Annotated in this window: 13 protein-coding genes; 8 read left to right on the top strand and 5 right to left on the bottom strand. The window is 71.4% G+C overall.

Annotated elements, in window-relative coordinates:
- Positions 1-44: 44 nt before the first annotated feature.
- The gene (locus ABT014_RS16795; RefSeq protein WP_350639515.1) at positions 45-1,031 is read right to left on the bottom strand and encodes a hypothetical protein; all 987 of its coding nucleotides are present in this window, start codon (positions 1,029-1,031) and stop codon (positions 45-47) included.
- Positions 1,032-1,287: 256 nt separating this feature from the next.
- Here ABT014_RS16795 and ABT014_RS16790 point away from each other — a divergent pair, with 256 nt between their 5' ends.
- Positions 1,288-1,788: an SsgA family sporulation/cell division regulator gene (locus ABT014_RS16790; protein WP_350639514.1), complete on the top strand. Its 501-nt coding sequence runs from the start codon at positions 1,288-1,290 to the stop codon at positions 1,786-1,788.
- Positions 1,789-1,819: 31 nt separating this feature from the next.
- On the opposite strand, the gene ABT014_RS16785 is transcribed toward ABT014_RS16790, so the two are convergent.
- Complete coding sequence (locus ABT014_RS16785) at positions 1,820-3,097, bottom strand: GAF domain-containing protein (protein WP_350639513.1); 1,278 nt, start codon at positions 3,095-3,097, stop codon at positions 1,820-1,822.
- A 333-nt stretch (positions 3,098-3,430) separates the two neighbouring features.
- On the opposite strand from ABT014_RS16785, the gene ABT014_RS16780 reads away from it, so the two are divergent.
- Complete coding sequence (locus ABT014_RS16780) at positions 3,431-3,943, top strand: pyridoxamine 5'-phosphate oxidase family protein (protein ID WP_350639512.1); 513 nt, start codon at positions 3,431-3,433, stop codon at positions 3,941-3,943.
- 108 nt (positions 3,944-4,051) lie between these two features.
- Here ABT014_RS16780 and ABT014_RS16775 read toward each other — a convergent pair whose 3' ends face one another.
- Positions 4,052-8,236: a ricin-type beta-trefoil lectin domain protein gene (locus tag ABT014_RS16775; protein WP_350639511.1), complete on the bottom strand. Its 4,185-nt coding sequence runs from the start codon at positions 8,234-8,236 to the stop codon at positions 4,052-4,054.
- Between the two features lie 770 nt (positions 8,237-9,006).
- Here ABT014_RS16775 and ABT014_RS16770 point away from each other — a divergent pair.
- Positions 9,007-16,203 (top strand): polymorphic toxin-type HINT domain-containing protein, encoded by a 7,197-nt coding sequence (locus ABT014_RS16770; RefSeq protein ID WP_350639510.1) that lies wholly within the window; start codon positions 9,007-9,009, stop codon positions 16,201-16,203.
- Between the two features lie 941 nt (positions 16,204-17,144).
- Here ABT014_RS16770 and ABT014_RS16765 read toward each other — a convergent pair.
- Entirely contained in the window at positions 17,145-18,176 is a 1,032-nt protein-coding gene (locus ABT014_RS16765; protein ID WP_350639509.1) for a glycosyltransferase family 2 protein, read from the bottom strand.
- 289 nt (positions 18,177-18,465) lie between these two features.
- Here ABT014_RS16765 and ABT014_RS16760 point away from each other — a divergent pair, with 289 nt between their 5' ends.
- The 5 genes from ABT014_RS16760 (at position 18,466) to ABT014_RS16740 (ending at position 22,630) form a co-directional block, all read left to right on the top strand.
- Complete coding sequence (locus ABT014_RS16760; RefSeq protein WP_350639508.1) at positions 18,466-19,587, top strand: TIGR03364 family FAD-dependent oxidoreductase; 1,122 nt, start codon at positions 18,466-18,468, stop codon at positions 19,585-19,587.
- Positions 19,588-19,598: 11 nt separating this feature from the next.
- Positions 19,599-20,273, top strand: coding sequence for a phosphonatase-like hydrolase (locus tag ABT014_RS16755; RefSeq protein WP_350639507.1), 675 nt, complete (start codon positions 19,599-19,601; stop codon positions 20,271-20,273).
- Between the two features lie 129 nt (positions 20,274-20,402).
- Entirely contained in the window at positions 20,403-21,077 is a 675-nt protein-coding gene (locus ABT014_RS16750; RefSeq protein WP_350639506.1) for a YdcF family protein, read from the top strand.
- Positions 21,078-21,186: 109 nt separating this feature from the next.
- Entirely contained in the window at positions 21,187-21,330 is a 144-nt protein-coding gene (locus ABT014_RS16745) for a hypothetical protein (RefSeq protein ID WP_350639505.1), read from the top strand.
- Positions 21,331-21,415: 85 nt separating this feature from the next.
- Positions 21,416-22,630: a glycoside hydrolase family 3 N-terminal domain-containing protein gene (locus ABT014_RS16740; protein WP_350639504.1), complete on the top strand. Its 1,215-nt coding sequence runs from the start codon at positions 21,416-21,418 to the stop codon at positions 22,628-22,630.
- A 95-nt stretch (positions 22,631-22,725) separates the two neighbouring features.
- Here the strand turns inward: ABT014_RS16740 and ABT014_RS16735 are convergent.
- A partial coding sequence (locus ABT014_RS16735) for a phospholipase domain-containing protein (protein WP_350639503.1) occupies positions 22,726-23,568 on the bottom strand: 843 nt, incomplete at its 5' end.

Raw genomic sequence — 23,568 nt, 5'->3', positions numbered from 1 at the left:
GGGGCCGGGCCGTGGCGGTGGCCCCGGCTCGCCCCGGCCCTGGGTCAGGTGGCGTCGAAGCTGCCGCGGGCCGCCACCGCGCGCGGCTTCACCAGGGCGAAGGCCGAGGCGCTCCAGCCCTCCGCGGCCGGCACCGTGACGGTCACCTTCCGGGCGCCGCCGGTGCCCGCCGCAGTGGGGCTGCCGCTGCCGGACGGGGCGGGCGAGGCGGTGGGCGCGGGCACGGTGCTGCCGGTCACCGTGAACCCGTACGCGCCCGGGGCGACGTCGAGGCCGGGCGGCAGGGTGAACCGGTAGATCAGGCTGTCGTGGTCGAGCGAGACGGTGGCCACCGCGCCCGGCAGATCGGTCCAGGGGGCGGTGCCGGGCAGCACGTCGGGCCGCCGTAGCCGGAGCTCGACCTGGAGCGCGGTGAGCGGCTCGCCGACCGCGAGCGCCAGCGTGTGCCGGGTGCCCGAGCGGCCGAGCGAGGTGATCTCGCCGGTGCCCCGCAGTGCGTGGTCGGCGGCGAGTTCGGTCGGCGTGGCCGGGGTGGGCTCCACCGCCGGGCCGGTCGGCGCGGGAGTGGCGGCGGGCGGCGCCGAGGTCCGGTCGGCGGGGGGCTCGGAGTCGCCGCTGCCGGCCGCGGGGCGGGACGGGGTCCCGCCGGGGCGGGTGGTCACCGCGTGGGAGCTGCTCGCGCCGCTCTGCCGGGCGCCGGGCAGCGCGGTGGCGGCCGACGGCGGCGGGCCGGTCAGGGCGGGCGCCGGGACGGCCGCGGTCGGTTCGGCGGGCGGGGGCGCGAGCGGCGTGGCGGCCTCGGGGCTGGGCAGCGGCGGGCTGGCGCCGACCGACAGCCCGGGCCGGCGGCCGACCTGCTGCTGCTCGTTCAGCAGCCAGGTGGTGAGCAGGCTGATCCCGACCACGGTCGACATCGCCATCGCGGCCCCGGAGAACCTGAGGGTGGGCATCCGGAACCGGCCGCCCACCGGCTTCGGCCGGCCGTGCCGGCGCACCGGCCGGGGCGTCCTGCTGTCCTCGCGGAGCACCACCGGGCTCCCCTCCCTCTCCGCCTCGCACGGGCGCCGGCCGCTGCGGCGGGGCCACGAGACTACCAGCGGCCGGTACACCCTCCGCCACCCCTCGGGCGGCATCCTCCGCACATTCTAGTGACCCACGGTGCGGGCGAGTTGACGGAGTGTCCGGTGATCGGCCCGGACCGGGCCTGCAACCCCGTTGCAACTCTTGCCGACCGGCCCCCGGTGCCGCACGCTGGCCTTCAACCCAGCCGCCCCGGAGAGACCGTCTATGCCGCGCGACCCGCTGTCCGCCCCCTCGAACCAGCCCCTCGCCGCCACCCCCACGGGCGGCGAACCCGGCCGGGCCGTCGCCGTCCCGCCGGTGGTGGAGGAGGTGCTGACGCTGCGGATCGCGTTGGACCAGGACCTGGTGGGTGAGGTGCGCACCAGATTCCGCTACGAGGCCGAGCGCCCGTTCGAGGTGCGGCTCACCTTCCACCTGGGGCGTCCCGACGAGGCGGACTGGGTCTTCTCCCGCGAGCTGCTGCGGGACGGGCTGGCATCGCTCAGCGGTCAGGGGGACATCAAGCTCTGGCCCGCCTACTGTCCCTGTCACGGCTCCACGCTGCACCTCGCACTGGACTCCCCGCACGGCAGCGCGCTGCTGGAGGTCTCCAAGCCCAAGGTCAAGGCCTGGCTGGACCGGACCTACGCCTGCGTCTCGGCGGAGGCCGAAGCCGTCTCGGGCCCCACCGACGAGCAACTCGCCGCGCTGCTGGCCGGCGGCTGACGGAGCCGCTCCCGGCCCGGGGCCGGCCGGCTCAGCCGGCGGGCAGCCGCAGACGCCCGGCCGCCAGCCCCGCCCGCACCTCGCGCACGCCCGGTGCGCTCGAACCCGGCAGCAGGTCGTAGGGCTCGGCGGGGGCCTGGACGGACACCCGCGCGGCCCCGGCGAGCCGGTAGGGCCGGTGCTCCAGCAGCCCGCCCAGGTGCCGGCGCAGCCGGGAGAGTTCGGCCCGCACCGTCACCGTACGGCTGCGGTCGCCGAACAGCGCCTGGGCCAGCCCGGCCGCGGTCAGGCCGTCCCGGTGGACGGCGAGCAGCAGCAGCAGTTCGACGTGCCGGGGGCTGGGCGTGTACGACCAGCTGCCGGCGGCGCCGGAGACCCGGAGCGCGGGGCGGTCGGCGTGCGTGAGGTCGAGGTGGATCCGGGCGCCGTCGGCCGGTTCGGCGAGTTCGGCCTCCGCGGTGGCCGGGTCGGCGACCGGGCGCACCAGCCAGCCGTCGGCCAGCGGTTCGACCGCGCACTCGCCGAGGCCGGGCAGCCGGTGCAGGGTGCCGGTGCCCCAGCCGTCGGCGGGCAGCCGCAGCCGTGGCAGGTCGGGCAGTCCGGTGGCGGCGGCGGTCCAGCCGGCACCGTCCACCACCAGCGCCGGCCCGGTGAACCCGGCCAGCAGCGGGGCCGCGACGGTGCGCAGCCGGTGCAGCGACTCCAGGTGCCGGGCGCGCAGTTCGGTCTCGGCCAACCTGGCCGCCGTGATGGTGAGCTGGAGCAGGTACGGGGCGCCGCTGTGGGCCGGGCCGCTGAGGTCGATCACGCCGGCGAGCCGGCCGGTGCGCGGGTCGCGGACCGGGGCGGCGACGCAGGTCCAGGCATGGTGGCTGCGCAGGTAGTGCTCGGCGGAGTGGACCTCGGTGGCGCGGCCGGTCCGGACGGCCAGCCCGATGCCGTTGGTGCCCACCTCGTCCTCGGCCCAGCGGGCGCCGTGGCCGAAGCCGATGCTGTCGGCGCTGCGCAGCAGCGGGCGGCTGCCCTCCAGCCAGAGCACGTGGCCCTCGGCGTCGGCGATGGCCATCAGCAGCGGGGTGCCGCCGTCCGGTGGGAGCAGCGAGGAGCGGAGCACCGGGAGCACCTGGTCGAGCCCGATGTCGCGGCGGCGGTGCTCGAGTTCGGCGGCGCCGATCCGGCGGGCGTTGCGGCCGCGGTCCGGGTCGAGGCCGAGCCGGCGCAGCCGGGCCCAGGAGTCGCCGATCTCGGGGCGCTGGGCGTCCACCGCGGGCCCGTCCGCGGGTCCGTCGTCGGGGAGTTCACCGCTCATGGCGCGGTCGTACGCGCGGGGGAGGGAGGCGGTGCCGCCCTGGGCGCGGCGGCCGCGGGTGGGCCGATGGCTCCGGTGCACTTCGTCCCCCTGATCGAGCCGCAGTCGTTGGCACACAGGGTACGACCGACTGGCCGGGACATGCCGAGTGCGGGTGAACGGCCGTGCGGGGCCGGGGTGATCGGGCACACTGGTCGGTTCGCCGCCGGGCGGCCGGCGGTCCGCCGGGGGCCCCTTGTGCCGGGCCGCCGGGCGGGGAGAGCATGTGGGCGGGGGCGAGGGGGCCCGCTCGCCCGGCTCACGATTTCCCGTGGCAGTACGGAGGGACGCGCCATGCCGTACCGGCTCGATGTCACCCAGGGGGACTGGCCCGCGGCGGAGCTGGGCAAGGGGGTGGAGGGGATCCTGGCGGAGAGCCAGGTGCTCACCCTGGCGACGGCCGGCCACGAGCGGGGGCCGCACGCCAACCTCGCGTTCTTCGCCCACGACCAGGACCTGGTGCTGTACTTCGTGAGCGAGCGCTCGACCCGGCACAGCCTGCACCTGGCGGAGGAGGCGAGGGCGGCGGCGACCGTCTTCCTGCCGCCGCCGGCCTTCGGCGAGCAGCTGCGCGGGGTACAGCTGAGCGGCAGCGCGGGGGAGGCCTGGGGGCTGCACGCCGAGGCGGCCTTCGCCGCGTACCAGGCGCGCTTCCCCTCCTTCGGGCAGGACCCGCAGGTCCGGTCCCGGTTCCTGGCGGGCCGGGGCGCGGCGGCGCTCTACCGCTTCCAGGTCGAGGAGCTGACGGCGGTCGACGAGCCGCACTTCGGCCGCCGCAACTACCTACGGGCCCGCGTCCTGCGCTGACCCGGGCGGATCCCGCCGCCGGGGGTGGTCCTGCGGAACGGGGCGCGGCCCTTCCCCCCGGGTCAACGGGGTGGAAGGGCCGCGCTTACGAGAGAGGCCGTCGGGTACTCAGCTGAGTTGGGTGAAGTTCGGCCGGTCGGTGTCGAGAGCGGCGACGGTGGCAGGCGACAGTGCGGAGTTCCAGGTCTGGACATCGCTGATCTGGCCAGGGAAGTAGTCGCCGGTCCGGGAACTGCCGATGGTCAGGGGTCCGGTGGACGTCAGGGGACTGGGGTTGGTGCCGATGGCGACGAGGGTGCCGTCGATGTAGAGCTTCATGGCCTTGCTGGTGACGTCGTAGGTGGCGACCAGGTGGGTCCACCTGTTGAGCTGGGGCGGGTTCGGCGCGGCAGCCGCCGCGAAGGACCCAGGTGCGGCCACGTCGCTGTCCGGGCTGACGAAGGCCCAGCTGCCGTACGCCTTGGAGTACTGCAGGTAAAAGGTGCTGACGTTGGTGCCGGACTGGCCCACCACGGTGGCGTAGTTGCCCGCATCGGTGAGGTAGGCCCAGGCGGAGACGGTGTAGCTCGTTGTGGTGGTGAGCACCGGACCGGCGGTCCTGGCGGTGGAGGGGCTCTTGCCGTCGAGGCCGAGGACCTTGTTGGTACGGCCCGCCGTGATGGCGGCCGCGCCGGTGAGGGTGAGGCTGTTGGCAGGTCGGACTGAGTCGGCGGTGTCGGTCAGCGTCCAGCGGTCGGCCGGCTGGTGGACGGCGCCCATGGCGACGGGAGCGCCGAACCGGGCCAGGCCGCCGGTGGGCGGGGCGCCGGGAAGACGGGTGATTTCACCGCCGGTCGTGGTGTAGAGATCGGGGTAGCCGTCCGCGTCGATGTCGCCGGGGGAGGCGATGGTGGTGGCCTGGTTGCCGCCGCCGATCGCCAGGATGTTCTGCTGGGCGGGCTGACCGGTGCCGTCGGCCGTGGTGGTCCACTTCTGGTTGCCCTCGCCGTTGCAGCCCCAGATGACGAGCCTGTTGCCCTGGGTGTTGGAGGCGAACGGGTCGTCGAGGCAGCGGCCGGAACCGGAGTTCTTCAGGCTGCCGGGAGTGGGACCAGCCTCCCACTGCTGGGTGCCGGAACCGTTGCAGTCCCAGATCTGTGCGGCGGCACCGTCGGTGCCACCGCCGGCGTCCAGGCACTTTCCGTTGATGCGGACGGTCCGGTCGGTGCCGAAGGTCACCTTCTGGGCGCCGGTGCCGTTGCAGTTCCAGAGCTGGATGGGGGTGCCGTTGGCGCTGCCGCTGTTGGTGCCGTCCAGGCACATGGTCTGACCGGCGGCGTTGCGAACACCGGAGATCAGGGGGGTGGAGCCGGGGGCGGTGATGGTCGTGGTGGGGATGCCGTTCGTGAAGGTGAGGGGGTAGCTGGTGACGGCTCCGGTGGAGTTGTCGCGGGCCCACAGGGTCGGCGTCCCGCCCACCGTGCCGGGCGCGATCACGGTGAAGTTCGACCAGTCACCGGTGCCGATCCGCACGCCGGTGCCGAGGAAGCACCCGTCGCGGAAGGTGCCGGGGTAGTACCAGAGCTCCTTGTTGTCGACGGTGATGAGGTCACTGGGGGTCTTGGACTGGGCGAGGGCGCCGGTCGCGAGGATCTGGGTGACCCGGTTCCAGGTGCCGTCGGAGCCCTTGGCGGGGCAGCTCCCGACGTTCCTGATGTTGCTGTAGCCGCCGTTGGTGAAGTGCCCCGGGACACCGGCCACGCCGTCGATCAGTACGCTGCCGTCGTTGGGGTAGAGCCAGAGTTCGTGGTTGGTCTTGTTGAACGCGAACAGGTCGTCCATGGTCGAGCTCACCGACCCACGGTGGGCGATGAGGAAGTCCGACCACTTGGCCGCTCCGGGACTCTGCGCGGGCGTCGAGGCGATGGTCGGTGCACTGCCGGGGTCGGTGCCACCGGGGATCAGCAGGAGGTTCCCGTCCGTGCTGGTCGCGGCGAGGTCGGGCGACCCGTCGCCGGTGAGGTCACCGGGGGCGGTGGTGGCGGTGGGGTTCCAGGGAGCGAAGAAGGAGTACTGGCCGACAGTGGCTCGGGTGTTGCCGGCCTTGTCGACGGCACGGACGAACAAGGTGTGGGCGCCCCAGAGGTTGCTCGGGACGTCGATCGGCACGGCGGCCGTGGCGTTGCCGCCGCCGGTGGCGGTCGCCGTGACGGAGTGGGCGCCGACGGCGGGGATGTCGGCGTCGAGCGAGTACTCGAAGCGGTCGATCCCGCTGCTGATGCAGGCGGCGTGCGTGCAGCCGCCGGGGGTCGGGTCGTTGGCCGTGACGGTGACCTTGGCCCCGGTGTCGCCGGCGTGGCCGGTGGGAGCCTTGGTGCCGCCGATCGGGGGGAAGGCGGCGTTCTCGGTGAAGGCGGGGACGCTCGGGGCGGTCAGGTCGACCTTGAAGTAGCAGAACCGGGAGAAGCCGCTGTTGAGGGTGCCGTCGTTGGCCCAGGTGTTCCAGCCGTACTGGTGGCCGTCGCTGACCGGGCCGCCGATGTTGGTGTAGACGGTGCCGCCGTTGGCGACCCAGGTGCTGACGGGCCAGGAGGCGTCGGCCGAACCGCCGCTTCCGTTGTCCACCATGTCGTCCCACACGTGGTAGCCGGCGCGCAGGTTGACGCCGCTCATCTTGGTGCTGAGATGGGCGTTGAGGGTGATGTTGGATGCGCCGCCCGTGGTGCCGGAGTCCCCGATCCAGCCGGGGGCGCCGTCACAGCCGTTGCCGTCCGGGTTGTGCGGGGCAGGGGTGACGCCGAGGCCATCGGGCACCTCGGGAGCGATGTCGAACACGGTGATCACGTACGGGTTCGGGTTGAACCGCATGAAGTCGTTGTTGCCGCTGGACTTCGTCTCGTTGCCGTAGATGCCGACCGTCCAGGTGGCGCTGTTGCCGACGAGCTTCTGCATCTGGCCGGTGACGTCGAAGACGACGTCGTGGTTGCCGCAGTGGTTGGAGATGTTGGAGCTCTTCGGGTACTGGGTGCCGCCGAGCCAGCCGTCCCCGGCGACCGAGGGCCGGTGGAGGTTCCAGGTGACGTCCGACGCGAGCGCACTGACCGTGGCCAGGGACACCGCGGCCGAGTGGTTGCAGTCGAAGGAGGCGCCGTAGCTCTCGGTGATGTGGAACTCGGATCGGGAGACCACCATGTCGCCGGTGAGATTGCCGGTGTTGAGCTCGAAGAACGACTGGTACAGGCCCTGGCAGTCGTCCCAGTGCTGGTAGCCGACACCTTGGCCGTTGTCCTGGGCGACGTCGTAGGCTCGCTGGCCGGGGCAGCCCTCCTTCACGGTGGCGAAGTGGTTGGTGCCGGTGGTGATCGGGTTGACGGACGGATCGATGTAGAGCGGCCACACGGTGTCCGGTCCGGTCAGCAGGCCGGCGTCGGGCGTGAGCGTGAGGGTGCCGGCCTCCGCCGTGACGGCGATCGGCTTCACCTTGGCGCCGGTCCCGGGCTCACGTTCGGTGGAGCTCGACGTGGGCTCGGCGGATGCATTCCCCGCAGCGGGCGCCGATCCCCGCACGGCGGCCTTCGCCTTCGGGGCCGCCATGCGGGCGGTCGCGCTGTCGCTGCCGGTGGAGGAGTCCCACATGACGGGAGCAGGCGCGGCGAAGGCCGTACTGCCGTCGGCGGACCGCGCGGTCAGCGTGTCGTCCTGGCCGGCGGCCAGTGTCAGGCCGGTGCTGGTGCTGGTCGCGAGCTGGAGCGAGCGGAGCTGCGGGTTCGCGGCGGCGGCCGCGTCGCGGACGACCAGCACCTCGCGCAGGCCGCCCTGGTCGGTCGCGATGACCCTGAGGTCGACCCCGGGCAGCACTGCGCTGTAGGTGGCGCTGTCGCCGGAGAAGCTCGGAGCGGGCAGCGCGACCGGGAAGGTGAGCGAGAGCCTGCGGCCCTTGGCGTCCGTCAGGGTGGCGAGCGGCCCGGTGCCGCCGCCGGAGAGGGCCAGCCCGGACGGGGTGGCTTTGGGGGAGAGCGTGCCGTCGCCGTTCCTGGCGAGCGTGGCGTCCACACTGGTCCAGGCGCCGTTCCTCTTCACCCGGGTCGGGAGGATGTGAGTGGTGAGGCTGAAGGTGCCGTCGGCGTTGGCCACGGTCTGCGAGGTCTCGGTGGTCAACTCCTCGACCGTGACCGGCTTGCCGGACGCGGCCGCCGCCGTGCGAGCGGCAGACATCGGGCCGACCGGTGCGGCAGCGGGTGCACCGGCTGCCTCGGTTGCCGGTGCGGCGGCCATCAGGAGCCCGGCCAGCGCGAGCGAGGCGGCCAGTTGCATGCCTGGTGTTCTGCGGCCTCGCCGACTGGCGCGGCTACGGGCCTGGGCGGTTTCCCCCACGAGATATCCCTTTCCGGAAGGAGCACGGCGTTATTCGCAGCCCCGGTGACGGAGGTCACACGAACTTCCGTCGGAGCTGACGAAGTGTCGGATTTGAAGCTCATTTGTCGGCCTTCGTCCTGCAGCGATTGCACAGATCGGAGAATCTGTGATGGATACTCAGGAGGCTTGTCAGGAAAGGCTATTGCTGCTGTCGGTGCGTGGCAATACGGTTCTCGCTGACCATGGTCGGGGGTGGCTTCTGGATGGACGCGCCCGGCATTCGTCCACTTCCTGAGTGAGGGTCAGTTTTGCGCGACAGGTATCACACATTCCTACGGGCCCGGCGCCGGTCCTGGCGCAGACGGGGAACGGTCGCGCTCGCGGCCTTCACCGCCTTCTCCCTGACCGTGCCGGTGGCTGCCGCCGCCGAGGTCGTCATCGGTCCGTTCCAAGCCATCGACCGCAGCTGGGCGGCCGACCCGCTCCCCGAGTCGCCGAAGGTTCCCGGCCACCCCGCCGACGGGCGCAGCTCCCTGCCTTCGCAGGTGCCGGTCGGCGCTCGCGAACTCAAGCCGCGCCCCGTCGTGCCCGCTACCTGGCCGAAGGGTTCCGCCACCAAGGTCGAGCTCGGGTCGTCGGCGAAGTCGTCGCCGGTTTCCCTGCAGGTGCTCTCCCCGGTCGGTCCACTGGCGCCGTCCGCCGGTGCACAGGGTGCATCGGCGTCGTCGGTGAACGTGCAGGTCGCCGACCGGAACCAGGCCAAGTCCGCCGATGTCGACGGGTTGCTGGTCGGCCTCGGCCGCGCCGACGGCGGACCGGGCGCCGACAACGTCGCGGTCTCCCTCGACTACAGCTCCATCGAGCAGGCGTACGGCGGAGGGTGGGCGTCCCGCCTGCACCTGGTCCGGATGCCGTCCTGTGCGCTCACCACCCCCGAGGTGGCGGCGTGCCGGGTGCAGCAGCCGATGGAGTTCACCAACGACCCGCTGACCCGCAGGATCACCGGCACCGTCGCGCTGACCGGGACGGCCCCCCGGGCCAGGTCGGCCTTGGCCGCGCCGAGGGCGCCCGCGGCGGCTCCCGGTGGCACGGCGGTCGCCGCGGTGGCCGGTACCGGCGGCTCGCAGGGCGACTACACGGCCACGTCGCTGTCCGCGGCGGGTGCCTGGTCGGCCTCGGCGGCCGGATCGTTCACGTACAGCTACCCGGTGACGGCTCCACCGTCACTCGCCGGGGATGGCCCGACCGTCAGCCTGTCGTACGACTCGCAGTCGATCGACGGCGAGACCTCGGCGCGCAACTCGCAGTCCTCCTGGATCGGTGACGGCTGGTCCTACAGCCCGGGATTCATCGAGCGGTCCTACAAGCCCTGTGCGAACTCCGGCATCAAGGACTCGGGGGACGAGTGCTGGGCCGGCTGGAACGCGACCCTCTCGCTCGGTTCCCACAGCGGGCAGCTGGTCCGGGACGGTGCGGGCGTCTACCACCTGCAGACGGACGACGGTACGAAGATCGAGCGGCTGACGGGCGCTTCCAACGGGCTGTGGGACGGCGAGTACTTCAAGGTCACCACGACCGACGGTACCTCGTACTACCTCGGCCTCAACCACGCGCCCGGCACCACGTCGGACAGTGCCACCAACAGCGCCTGGGGCGTGCCGGTCTACCACCCCAACAGCGGTGACCCGTGCTACTCCGCCGCCAAGGGCAGTGCGTCGCAGTGCGACAAGCAGCCCGGCTACCGGTTCAACCTCGACTTCATCGTCGACCCGAACGGCAACGTCCAGCGCTACGACTGGGCCAACGAGTCCAACTACTACAACATGGGTTACGGACAGGTCGTTCAGTCCGGCGCCGGCGGCACCCTGACCGCGTACACCCGCGGCGGCTACCTCACCCAGATCTCATACGGCTACCAGCTCGCCGACGCCGTCGCCGGCCGGGAGCCCTCCGCGAAGGTCGTCTTCAACACCGCTCAGCGCTGCACCGCATCCGATGCGGTCTGCCAGTACGGGAACCTGTCGAAGGCCACCGCCACCAACTGGCAGGACAGCCCGTACGACCTGAACTGCCCCTCCACGTACAAGACCTCCGGCACCGGCGACGACGTCTGCCAGGTTGCGGCGCCGACCTTCTGGTCGACCTACCGGCTCAAGTCCATCGACACCAGGATCCGCACCGGGGCCGGCTGGCAGGACGTCGACACCTACGACCTCACCCACGTCTTCTCGGACGCGGGCGGCACGATGGACCCCGTCACCGGCAAGACCCAGGACCCCAAGAACGTCGGCGCCCTGCAGGCGGTGATGTGGCTGCAGTCGGTCCGGCACACCGGCAAGGACACCACGGCAGGCGGAGCCGACAGCATCGCCCTCGACCCGGTCACCTTCACCGGCATCGAGATGGACAACCGGGTCGACGGCCTCACCCCGGCCGCCCCGCCGCTGTACCACCCGCGGATCTCCAGCGTCCAGACCGAGACGGGCGCCTCCATCGCGGTCACCTACCGCGACCCCGAGTGCTCCCGGGTCAAGGGCACCATGCCGGCCTCCGCCGACAGCAACACCATGGCGTGCTACCCGGTCTACTGGAACACGCCGGGGGCCAAGGACCCGATCGCGGACTGGTTCAACAAGACCCTGGTGACCCAGATCACCTCGAGCGACCGGACCAAGGCCGGGTCTCCCGCGCAGGTCGTGAAGTACGACTACAGCGGTGGCACGGCCTGGCACCGCGACGACTCCGAACTCACCGACGACAAGTACCGCACCTGGAACGACTTCCGCGGCTACCGCACCGTCACGACGACCTCCGGCTCGGCGCCCGATCCGGTCACCCAGAGCACGGTCTCGTATCTGCGCGGCATGGACGGTGACTTCAAGGCTGACGGCGCCCGGCGCAGCGTCAAGCTGGCGAACTCCCTCGGAGAGCAGATCACCGACAGCCCCTGGCTGGCGGGGGCGGCGCAGGAGAGCGCGTCCTACACGCAGGCCGGCGGAAGCGTCACCGGCAAGTCCCTGATCGACGAGCCCACGGTCGTGCCGGTCACCAGCACACCGCGCACCGCGTGGACCTCGGAAGTGCCCGCCCCGGCACACCTGTCGACCCTGCCGGACCTGATCGCGCACCGGGCCGAGTCCGCGTCGGCACGCTCGCTCGGCCTGCTGTCGGACGGCGTCACCTGGCGCACGACCCAGGACCGGACCTCCTTCGACGGCCTGGGGCGAGTGTCGCAGGTCGACAGCAAGGGAGATGTCACGGTCCCTTCGCAGGAGACCTGTACCACCACCAAGTACGCGGCCGCTCCGGCCGGCAACCCCATGATGCTCGGCTACCCGAGCGAGATCGTCACGGTCGCCGGCCCGTGCACCACATCAGCCGGTAGCACCACGACGATCAACGACAGCCGCGTCTTCTACGACGGCGACGGCACGGTCACCAACCCGGGGACCCCGGGCACGCTCGGCCAGAACGGCACGACGCTCGGCCTGGCGACCTCGAACCAGATCCTGACGGGCTACGACGGTTCCGGTGCACCGCAGTTCCAGACGACCGGCGCGGTGGCCTACGACGGTTACGGCCGGGTGGTGAAGAGCCTGGATCTCGGTGGTCTGGCGACCACCACCACGTACTCGCCGGTGACCTCGGTCCTGCCGACCTCGTTCTCGACCACCAACCCGATGGGGTGGACAGCCAGCAGCACCATCGCGCCCGCCCGGGGCCTGGTGACCAAGGCGGTCGATGCCAACGGCAAGGTGACCGAGTCGACCTACGACACGCTGGGCCGCCGTGCGGCGGTCTGGACCCCCGGCCGGGACAAGGCGACCCAGAGTCCGGACCGCAAGTTCAGCTACTCGGTGCACGGCGCGGGCGACAACCCCGATCCGACCACCGTCACCACCCAGACGCTCCTGGAAGGTGGCCTGTACAACACGGCGGTCACCCTCTACGACGGATTCCTGCAGGCCCGCCAGGGCCAGTCGACCCGGCCCGACAACGGTGCCGGGCGGTTGATCTCCTCCAGCTTCTACGACTCGCACGGCTGGAACGTCCGCAGCATCGCTCCGTACGTCGACACGACGACCGCACCGGGCACCACCCTGTGGGCCGAGACCAACCAGACCGGACCCTCTGTCACCCAGACCGGCTACGACGGGCAGGGCCGGGCTGTGACCGGCGCGCTCCGGTCGTTCGCCGACGTCCTCTGGCAGTCCGCGACCACCTACAAGGGCGTGGACCGGGTCGACACCACTCCGCCCGAGGGCGGGACCGCCACGACCACGTACGTCGACGCGCTCGGGCGGACCACGTCCACGGTCGCCCGTGATTCCACTCCCGACCGGCAGTTGCCCGGCGGGACGACGATCACCGCCGGGACGTCCGTGCTGTCCAGGAGCGTCCGGCTGTCGATGCAGGCGGACGGCAACCTGGTCCTGAACGGCATCGCCGACGGCAAGGCGCTCTGGTCCACCAGCACCGCCGGCCACCCGGGTGCGAGCGCCAAGGTCACGGCCGACGGCAACCTCGTCGTCCTCGACACCAACGGCACCACGCAGCTCTGGTCCAGCAACTCCGGCACCCACACCGGCGGCTATCTCAAGGTCCAGGGTGACGCCAACCTCGCCCTGTACGACGCGGCCAACACCAAGGTCTGGGCGAGCAACACCGCCAACTCCGCAGCTGCGGCCGACATCACCACCATGTACACCTACACCCCCGGCAGTCAGCTCGACACCGTCAAGGACAACGCCGGGAACACCTGGTCCTACGGCTACGACCTGCAGGGCCAACTCACCTCCAAGACCGACCCCGACAGCGGCCTGTCCCGGACGACCTACGACCGGTACGGCCGCGTCGCCACTACCACCGATGCCCGCAACCAGAGCCTCGCCTTCAGCTACGATCTGGCGGGCCGACGGGTCGGCGAGTACTCCGGCACGGGCACGACCGACTCGAGCAAGCTCCTGGCCGAGTGGAGCTACGACCAGAAGTACAAGGGCCTGATCGACAGCAGCACCCGCTACGTCGGCGGGAAGACCGGGAGCGCCTACACCAAGACGGTCGACTCCTACAACGCCAACTACCAGCCCACCAGCGTCACCACCACCATTCCGGTGGACGAGGGCAAGCTGGCCGGCAGCTACACCGCCAAGACCGACTACACCAAGGACGTCGGCTGGCTCGGATCCACCACCTACGGCAGCGAAGGCGGTCTGCCCGCCGAGACGGTCGGCTACGGCTACAACGCCCAAGGTCTCCTGATCGGTGCGGGATCCGATAGCACCAAGTACGCGGGCCCGGTCGCCTACAGCCCGCTCGGGCAGGTGCTGCAGACCACCGTCGGCATGCCCGGCAAGCAGCTGCGCACCAACCGGACCTACGACCAGGCGACCGGCCGACTCGCCACCAACAAGGTCACCCTCCAGACCAACACCGCGAACCCCATCTCCAACCTCACCTACGGCTACGACCAGGCCGGCAACCCCACCACCATCACCGACACCCAGTCCAGCGGCGGCACCGACCGCACCACGGACACCCAATGCTTCGGCTACGACGCCCAGAACCGTCTGACCACCGCCTGGACCGACAGCAACGGCATCACCGCCGTGACCGCGGGGCAGTTGGCCCGGTGTGTCACCACCCGGCCGACGGCGGCCTCCATCGGTGGGCCCGCTCCGTACTGGCTGGACTGGCAGTACAACCAGCTCGGTGACCGGAACCAGCAGGTCCAGCACGACATCACCGGCAATGCCGCCAAGAACACCACCCAGAGCAGCACCTATCCCGGCGCGGGAACCGCGGTCGCGGCCCAGCCCAACACCGCCACCTCCATCACCACCACCAATCCGACCACCGGCACCACCACCCTCACCCCCCACTACGACCCCGCCGGCAACACCACCGGCCGCGACACCACCGGCAGCAAGACCGGCAGCCAGGCCTTCACGTACAACGAGGAGGGCCGCACCGACACCGTCACCACCAACGGCGCGCCCACCAAGTACATCTACGACGCCGACGGTGGCCTGCTCGTCCAGCGCGGGCCCGCCAGCGGGTCCAACGTCCTGTACCTCTTCGGTGGGGCGGAACAGCTCACCCTCAACAACACCACCAAGGTGGTCACCGGGCAGCGCTACTACTCCTCGCCCGACGGCACGGCCATCGTCCGCTCCAGCAACGGCACAGTCAGCTACCAGCCGACCACCGCCCAGGGCACGGCCCAGCTGCAGGTCGACGGCAGCACGCTTGCCATCACGAGGCGGAACTTCGATCCCTACGGCAACGTCCGCGGCACACCGCCCAACGCCTGGGCCGACAACCACGGCTACTTGGGCCGACCCACGGACGCCACGACCGGGCTCAGCCTTCTCGGGGCGCGCAACTACGACCCGGCGATCGGCCGCTTCCTCACCGTCGACCCCGTCTTCGAAGCGGGCGACCCCGACCAGATGGGCGGCTACGCCTACGCCGCCAACAACCCCGTCTCCGGCAGCGACCCGACCGGCCTGATCGCCAACCGCCTCGACAAGAGCGGCGGCGACGCACCCCCGCCGCAGGGTGACTTTCGTGATGCGATCGGCGGCATTGTCGATGAGCTCGCCTCGCTCGACAACAGCGCAACCGAGTTCATCAATCCCGGTCTGGCGCCGTTCAAGAAGAAGTTCACCTCCTTCATCTCCGACACGGTCTCGAAGCACCTGAAGGTCAGGAAGAATACTTCACAGTACGAAGCTGGGAAGGTTCTTGTTGAAGCATCGACGCTCGTGGTCAGCCCCGAGGTCGAGGTTGAAGGCGGGCTCAGCGTATTCGCCCGACGAGTGGTCGCGAAGATCGGGTCGAAGTTCAGAGGACTGCTGACCAAGGCCGCGGAGGACGGCGGAGAAGCGGCGACCAAGGCGTTCGACGATTCTCTGCGCCTCGGAAAGACCGACAAGCCGGCCACGCCCAAGGGGGATGACCCCCACCCGCCGTCCGATCCCTCCCCGCCGGCCGAGCCCGCGGCCGAGCCGTCGAGTCCGGGCGAAGGAGCAGGCGGCGGCGGTCATGAGCCGGAACCGGCCACCTGCAGCTTCACGCCGGACACCCCCGTGCTCATGGCGGACGGGACGGCGAAGCCGATCGGCGACCTGTCGGAAGGCGACCAGGTCGAGGCAGCGGACCAGAGCCACGTCGAGAACCAGGCCGCCCAGACCGTCACTGCCAAGCTGGTCCACACGGACGAGGACCTGGTCGATGTCACAACCAAGGACGCGTCAGGTGCCGAATCCACTCTCCACACCACCGCACGCCACCCCTTCTGGGACGAAACCACAGGCTCGTGGACGCCGGCGTCGGACCTCGTCGCCGGTCACAGCCTGCGGAGCGCCGACGGGACTCAGGTCGAGATCACCTCGGTGCTTGCAATCCACGGTACCAAGGCGATGTACAACCTCACGGTCGCCAACTACCACACGTACTATGTGCTGGCGGGGACCACGCCGGTGCTGGTGCATAATGAGTGTGGCCCCAGTGAACTGGATGCAATTGGCGCAAGGGGCAGAGCCGAAGAACTCCAGGGCATGCGAACTGACTATCCGCATGCGGATCAAAAGGGCACCACGGCAGTGATCGGTGTCTTTAATACCGAAACGAAGACCTGGGTGAACCGAATTGCCTTCGAAGGTTCGGGTGGCATGCCCTCTAACTGGATCCTCCGTCCGGGGGAGGAGTTCGTGCCGGGGCGAGGGCACGCGGAGGAAACAATTCTGGATAACCTTGGGCCAAATGAGATAGTTGGCTACGGAGGAACGTCCCGCAATATTTGCTGGGATATTTGCTATGGCCGTCTGGACTCAAGGAATCTAGTGTTTGGTGGCGCTGGATATCGCGGCGGCAACGCAGATAAGTCGCCGTTTACACTATTCTGGTCTGAAGGGTGGTAGCAATGAGGCGAGTCAGACATGAGAGTGCCGAAGGGTTCGCGCGCGGCGATCGCCTGATCCTCTCCGCCGAGCCAGTTGACACGTATGTATCTTCCACGACCGCCACTCGTGTCTTCATTGAGTGGCCGTGGCGCGAGATCGACGACGAGTCGAAGAATCGTTGGGATGGAACGGTTGGATTCTCGCGCGATCCTAACCACTGGGATTGGCGCAATACTCCGTGGAGAGTGGAGCCCGACCCGTCCGAGCTTTCGGCTGGGGAGACTTGCATGCTGGGAATCCCACCAACCGAGGTTCAAGTGGTCGCCATCGACCAGTACGATCCGCCTGCTGATTTCGGATGGACGCCTCGGCCGACATGGGCACTCGGGGTTTGTCCTGTTTCCGATCTCTCGGATGAGGAAGCCGGATATGTCCTCTACTTGCACTCGGGAGAGCCAATCGTCATCGACCCGGCTTAGCCACTGCCGGACCGAGTTGTGATCTGCGAGAATTAGAGGATCCCATGGAGTGGTTCAAGCGACTCCATGGATATCCGCGAAAGCGGCTCGAAGAATTCGATTGAGTTGAAACTCAGGGGCCCTATCGGAAGCGTCTCCGATGGGCCCCTGAGCGTTTGACGGCAGTAGTTGACGGCAACATCATCGGACGGGTGCTGCACAAAGCGGCGAGCCGTCGCTGTCGTCGGGGTCGGTTGCGGCCTCGGAGGGCTTGCCGAGGGTGCGGCTGAGGAGGTCGATGGCGTCGCGCCGGAGGCGGATGTGGGCGTACACCGTCGCGGTCACTCCGATGTGGTCATGGCCCAACAGCTCATTGATGACGATGAGTTCGACGCCCTGCTCCGGGAGCCGAGGATGCAGGCGCGTGACCGGGAGAGGTGTCTACGGCGGCGCATGTCGCGGCGAGAGCTCGACCTCTGAGGGCCGTGCCCGGTGCCGGTGTCAGGCCGTCGTGGTGCGGGTGCGCAGGCGGCGGACGCGGCGGTGGAGGCGTTGGAGGGCGACGAACTCGTGCATCCGGTTGGCCAGGGTGAGGCGGTACTTGACGCGCAGCTGGGCGCCTAGCGGGTCGATCTGGTCGACGCCGATGGCGCGCAGGAGGCGGCCGACGTGCTGCTGGTAGGCCGCGCGGTAGGTGGGGTCGCCGTCCGGGACCGACCAGAAGAACATCGGGATCTCCTCGGTCAGGGAGTTCCGGTCGTAGCTGCGCAGGTGCTCGCGGAAGCGTGGCTCCGGGCGGGCGAGCAGCCACTCGCGGACCAGCTCCATCGAGCGGACCCGGTCGATCAGCCCCCGCGGGTCGGTCTTCTTCTGGGTGATCGACAGGTCGCCGTCCTCGCGCACCCGCCAGTGGTAGACCGGCTCGGAGAGCACGTCCACGCTCTCGGCCAGGTAGTGGTGCGGCACGCTGACCGGCGCGTCCTCGTACAGGATGCCCTCGGGGTAGAGCACGCCGGCGCCGTCGAAGAAGCTGCGCCGGTAGACCTTGTTCCACGCGGTGCGGTCGGTGACCAGGGCGGGGATCTCGGTGACGTGGGTGCGCAGCCGGGTCTCGCGGAACGGCTTGCGGTGGGCGTGCGAGGGCGAGTAGCCGGTGGTGCGCAGGCGCAGGGCGTTGCCGGTGGCGAAGTCCGAGCCGGTGTCGTCCAGGGTGTCGATCATCAGCCGGTAGGCGCCGGCGGGCAGGGTGTCGTCGCTGTCCACGAAGGCCAGGTACTCGCTGCCGGGGTCGAGGTGGCGCCAGCCGGTGTTGCGGGCCGCCCCCAGGCCCTTGTTGGCCTGCCGGACCAGGCGGAAGCGCAGGTCCTTCGCGGCGTACTCCTCGGCGATCGCCGCGCTGCCGTCCGTGGAGCCGTCGTCGACCATGACGCACTCGAAGTCGTCGAAGGCCTGTGCAGCTATCGAGTCGAGGCACTCGGGCAGGTAGCGCTCGACGTTGTAGATCGGGACGACGACGGAGAGTCGAGGGGCCATCGGCTCCGCGAGCCTTTCGATTGCGGGGGCGGTGTGCACGCCTGCGGCGGTCACCGGGAGTGACCGGGCAGATACTAGCGGCATCCGTGATGGCCCGGTCGTCCGGCGGACCACGATGGGGTGAACTCTTGGTGGCCGTCGAACCGGTGGGGCGGGCAGGGGGTTTGGGTAGCGGGAGGGTCGATCCCGCAGGTCCGACCAGGTTGTCTGTACAACTTTTGCCAGGCGGTTCATCTCCGGTCCCCCGGCCGGACGACCTCCCGTCACCTGGCCGCCGGAGCCTGTCCGCATGAGAGTCATCGTGGTAGGAGCAGGCGTGCTCGGCACCATGCACGCCTGGCAGGCCGTCGAGCGCGGCCATGAGGTGGTCCACATCGAGCGCGAGGCCGAGGCCCGCGGCGCCTCGGTGCGCAACTTCGGCCTGGTCTGGGTCAGCGGCCGGGCCGGCGGCGAGGAGCTCGCCACCGCGCTGCGCGCCCGGGAGCTCTGGGAGAAGATCGGCGAGCGCGTCCCCGGACTGCACTTCCGGGCCAACGGCTCACTCACCCTGGTCCGCAGCCAGGAGGAACTGGCCGTCGCCGAAGCGGCGTTGAAGCGCCCGGACGCCGCCGAGCGCGGGTACCGGCTGCTCGGCGCCGACGAGGTCCGGGCCGCCAACCCCGCCCTGCGCGGCGACTTCCTGGGCGGCCTGTGGTGCGAGCGGGACGCCGCGGTGGAACCCCGGCTCGCCCAGCCCGCGCTGCGTGCCGAGCTGGAGGCCTCCGGCCGGTACACCTTCGTGCCCGGCCGCGAGGTCCGCGAGGTGGTCGGCTCCAGCGCCGTGCGCGACGACCACGGGCAGCTGCACGAGGGCGACCTGGTGATCCTGTGCACCGGCGCCTGGCTCGGCGGCCTGGTCCGCGAACTCGCCCCCCAGCTGCCGGTCCGCCGGGTGCGGCTGCAGATGATGCAGACCGACCCGCTGGACGAGCCGCTCACCACCTCGGTCGCCGACGGCGACAGCTTCCGCTACTACCCCGCCTTCGCCGGCCCCGAGCTGGAGGCGCTCAAGGCCGCCCACCCGCAGCCGCCGGTCGCCGCCGAGCACAAGATGCAGCTGCTGATGGTCCAGCGCCAGCACGGCGGGCTGACCATCGGCGACACCCACGAGTACGACCAGCCGTTCGGCTTCGACGTGGACGAGGAGCCGTACGAGCACCTCACCGCGGTCGCCGAGGAGCTGCTCGGCCGTCCGCTGCCGCGGATCCGCCGCCGCTGGGCAGGCGTGTACGCGCAGTGCACCGACACCACCCGGGTGGTGCACCGCGAGCAGCTGAGCGACGCCGTCTGGCTGGTCACCGGCCCCGGCGGCCGCGGCATGACCTGCTCCCCGGCGATCGCCGAGACCACCGCACACCTCGCCAACCTGTAAGGGCAACGCACATGAGCAACGACATCCGCCTGGTCGTCCTGGACATGGCCGGCACCACCGTCGCCGACGACGGCCTGGTCGAGCGGGCCTTCGACGCCGCCGCGGCCGCGCTCGGCGTCGAGGCCGGCACCCCGGACCACGCCCGCATGCTGGACCACGTCCGGGTCACCATGGGCGAGTCCAAGATCTCGGTCTTCCGGCACCTGTTCGGCGAGGAGGCCAAGGCCCAGCAGGCCAACCTGGCCTTCGAAGCCGCCTACCACGACCTGGTCGAGGCCGGTCACTGCGAGGCCCTGCCCGGCGCCGCCGAGGCGATCGAGCAGCTCCGCTCGGCCGGCCGCAAGGTCGTGCTGACCACCGGCTTCTCCCGCTCCACCCAGGACCGCATCCTGGCCGCGCTCGGCTGGCAGGACATCGCCGACCTGACACTCTGCCCCGCCGAGGCCGGCCGCGGCCGCCCCTACCCGGACCTGGCGCTGACCGCGCTGCTGCGCACCGGCACCGACTCGGTCCGCCAGGTCGCGGTGGCCGGCGACACCGGCTACGACATGCTCGCCGGCACCCGCGCCGGCGCCCCGGTGGTGGCCGGCGTGCTCACCGGTGCGCACGGCGAGGAGCGCCTGCGGGCCGACGGGGCCACCCACGTGCTCGCCTCGATCGCCGAGCTGCCGGCCCTGCTGGGCTGACCCGCCCCGGCGCGCCACCCGCCGCCCCGGCCGACCCGCCCGCCCCGGGCCGTCGGCCGGGGCGCGGCCGTTCCCGGCCGGACAACCCCTAGCGTGGGGAGCCGGGGACGAGGCGCTGGAGCGGATGTGGTGGACGGTCAGGAACAGGTGCCCGCCGGGCGGCGGTGGCAGGACGCCCGGGTGCTCTGGGCGTACCTGCGGCTCGGCCGGCCGGTGCGGCCGTGCGACGCGGCCCTGGTGTTCGGCAGCCACGACCTCGGGGTGGCGGACCAGGCGGCGCGGCTGTACCGGGCGGGGATGTTCCCGGTCGCGGTGTTCAGCGGCGGGGCCAACCGGATCCGGCCGCAGGAGTTCCCCGACGGGGAGGCGGTCGGCTTCGCCGCCCGGGCCCGCGCGCTCGGCATGCCCGCCGCGGCCGTCCTGCTGGAGCCGGCCGCCCGCCACACCGGCGAGAACCTCACCCTCTCCCGGGCGGTGCTGGCCGCGGCGGGCGTCCGGGTGCGCTCGCTGATGCTGGTCTCGATGCCGTACATGGAGCGCCGGACCTACGCGACCTGCCGGCTGCGCTGGCCCGAGGTCGAGCCGGTCTGCGCCTCGGTACCGATCGGGCTGGACGCCTACGCGGCCGGCATCGGGGATCGGCGGCTGGTGGTCGAGAAGCTGGTCGGCACCCTGCAGCGGGTGGTCGAGTACCCGCGCCGCGGCTTCGCCGTCGAGCAGCAGGTGCCGGAGCCGGTCCTCGCGGCCTACCGGCGGCTGGTCGCGGGCGGCTTCCGGGGGCAGCTGGCCGGCGACCGGGCGTGACCCGCGGGGCGGCCCGGCGCGGACCGCCGGGCGACCGCAACGTCGCTGTACGGCAAAGGATCTGACTGGTCGTCCGATTGTGTGACGACGGTGCCGTAGGCTCGGCCCCATGGGAGAACGGATACCGCGCTGGGGCTGGTGGGCGCTCGGGATCACCGCCGCACTGGTCTACCTGGCGTCGAACTGGGCCGACGGGGTACCCGAGGACGAGACCGGGGCGGACGCGCTGGGCTGGTACGAGAACACCCCGTGACCGCGCGCGGCGGCGGCCGCATCCCGGCCACCCCGGATTAGCCTGGAGGCGATCTTCAGGCCCGGTGGAGCAGAAGGGAGCGGCCGTGTCCTCGCGCGTCCTGGGGGTGGCCGTCGCTGCGGCGCTGCTGCTCTCCGCCTGTTCCTCGGGATCGTCCCCGACGGCCGGGCCGTCCCCGGCCCCCAGCACCCCGAGCCCCTCGGCGCAGAGCCCCACGCCGACGCCGACCCCCACACCGAGCCCGAGCCCGAGCTCCGCCACCCCGAGCCCGGAGCCGACGGCGACCGCGCCGGCGCAGACCGCCGAGCAGCTCGCCGGGCGCCGGGTCGTCTACTCCTACCCCGGTCTGACCCCGCCCGAGTCGCTGATGCGGACCATCCGGGCCGGCCAGGCCGCCGGGGTGGTGTTCTTCGGCGAGAACGTCTCCAGCCCGGCGCAGCTCAAGGCCGTCGTCGACCAGCTGCGGGAGGCCCAGCGGCAGAGCCCCGTCAAGGAGCCGCTGCTGCTGATGACGGACCAGGAAGGCGGCAAGATCAAGCGGCTGCCCGGGGCGCCGGTGCCCTCCGCCAAGGAGATCGGCCACTCGCCCGACCCGGCCGCCGCGGCGGCCACCGCCGGCACCGGCGCCGGCAAGAACCTCACCGGGCTCGGCCTGAACGTCAACCTCGCCCCGGTCCTCGACGTGTACGACAAGCCGGGCAACTTCATCGACGCCACCGGCCGTTCCTACAGCAGCAACCCGAGGACGGTCGCCACCCTCGGCACCGCCTTCGTCCGGGCCCAGCAGAAGGCCGGGGTGGCGGCCACCGCCAAGCACTTCCCCGGGCTCGGCTCGGCACCCGCGGGCCAGAACACCGACCTCGGGCCGGTCACCCTGCCGCTGTCGCTGACCATGCTGCGCACCGTGGACGAGGTGCCGTACCCGCCCGCGATCGCCGCCGGGGTGGGGCTGGTGATGCTCTCCTGGGCGGTCTACCCGGCGCTGGACCCGAAGAACCCGGCCGGGCTGTCGCCCACCGTGGTCCAGCAGGAGCTGCGCGGCCGGCTCGGCTTCCAGGGCGTCACCATCACCGACGCGATCGAGGCCGGGGCGCTCAACGCGTACGGCAACGCCGGGCAGCGCTCGGTGCTCGCGGCCGCCGCCGGCATGGACCTGCTGCTCTGCTCGGCCCGGGACACCGGCCAGGGTGACCAGGCGGTCGCGGCGCTGGCCGCGGCGCTGGACGCCGGCACCCTGGACCGGCCCGGCTTCACCGCCGCGGCCGACCGGGTCACCGCGCTCCGGGCCGGCCTGCACTGACGCTGCACCGACCCTGCACTGACGCTGCGCCGACCCTGTGCGCCGGCCGCCGCTCGGGGCGACCGGCGCGCAGCGGCGGTCCGGGACCGCCCGGGTCAGTGCAGGGTGCCCGCGTAGCGCTGGGTGAAGCGGGTGCCGTTGCCGCCCGTCACGACGACGTCGTAGCGGCCCTGGTCGAGCGGCCAGCCGAGGGTGGTCCGGCTGTTCGGGGCCAGCCAGACGGTCTGCGCCGTGCCCGCGAAGTCGTTCGGGGCGGCGGTGAGGAAGACCTCGGTGCCGCCGTCGTTGACCAGCTGGAGGGTGAGCGAGGAGCTGCCCGGCGTGGCCGTCACCGAGGGGACGGGGGTGTCGTCCTGGCCGGTCCTGGTGACGGTGCCGGCGAAGCGGCGGACGAAGCCGTCGGGGCCGTGGACGGTGAAGTCGTAGCGGCCGTCGGTGGTGGCGGCGTCCCAGGTGTAGGTCTTGGTGGCGCCCGGGGCGACGGTGAACGGCGTGCCCGCGAACGCGTAGACGATGTTCGGGTAGACCGTGTAAGGGAACGCCACCGTACCGGAGTTGGTCATCGTGCAGGTCACGGTGCCGGTGCTGCGGTCCACCGTGAGGTCCGCCCAGGGACGGTAGGGCAGCCTGCGGTGGGGGCGCTCCCCCTGCTCCTGGGGTGGGAGGGCTTGGGTGCCGGTGGTGGGGAGTTTGACGGCGGGGAGGTTGGTGTTGGCGTCGGCTTTGGCCATGAGGGCGGTGGTGTCGGGGAGGGTGGGGATGGTGTAGTCGGGTTTGGTGAAGTCGAAGCAGCTGGTGAGGTCGCCGCAGATCTGGCGGCGCCAGGTGCTGATGTTGGGTTCCTGGACGCCGGTGACGACTTCGAGGAAGCGTAGGACGCTGGTGTGGTCGAAGACCTGGGAGTTGGTCCAGCCGCCGCGGGACCAGGGGGAGGCGAC

The sequence above is a fragment of the Kitasatospora sp. NPDC094015 genome (genome assembly GCF_040304075.1).
Taxonomy (GTDB): Bacteria; Actinomycetota; Actinomycetes; order Streptomycetales; family Streptomycetaceae; genus Kitasatospora.
This window is presented reverse-complemented; position numbering and strand designations above follow the sequence as displayed.

Bases quoted from the DNA above. Each gene is read 5' to 3' on its own strand.
- ABT014_RS16755 (WP_350639507.1), top strand. From the start codon at position 19,599: ATGAGCAACGACATCCGCCTGGTCGTCCTGGACATGGCCGGCACCACC.
- ABT014_RS16780 (WP_350639512.1), top strand. From the start codon at position 3,431: ATGCCGTACCGGCTCGATGTCACCCAGGGGGACTGGCCCGCGGCGGAG.
- ABT014_RS16745 (WP_350639505.1), top strand. From the start codon at position 21,187: ATGGGAGAACGGATACCGCGCTGGGGCTGGTGGGCGCTCGGGATCACC.
- ABT014_RS16775 (WP_350639511.1), bottom strand. From the start codon at position 8,236: ATGCAACTGGCCGCCTCGCTCGCGCTGGCCGGGCTCCTGATGGCCGCC.
- ABT014_RS16760 (WP_350639508.1), top strand. From the start codon at position 18,466: ATGAGAGTCATCGTGGTAGGAGCAGGCGTGCTCGGCACCATGCACGCC.
- ABT014_RS16765 (WP_350639509.1), bottom strand. From the start codon at position 18,176: ATGGCCCCTCGACTCTCCGTCGTCGTCCCGATCTACAACGTCGAGCGC.
- ABT014_RS16790 (WP_350639514.1), top strand. From the start codon at position 1,288: ATGCCGCGCGACCCGCTGTCCGCCCCCTCGAACCAGCCCCTCGCCGCC.
- ABT014_RS16785 (WP_350639513.1), bottom strand. From the start codon at position 3,097: ATGAGCGGTGAACTCCCCGACGACGGACCCGCGGACGGGCCCGCGGTG.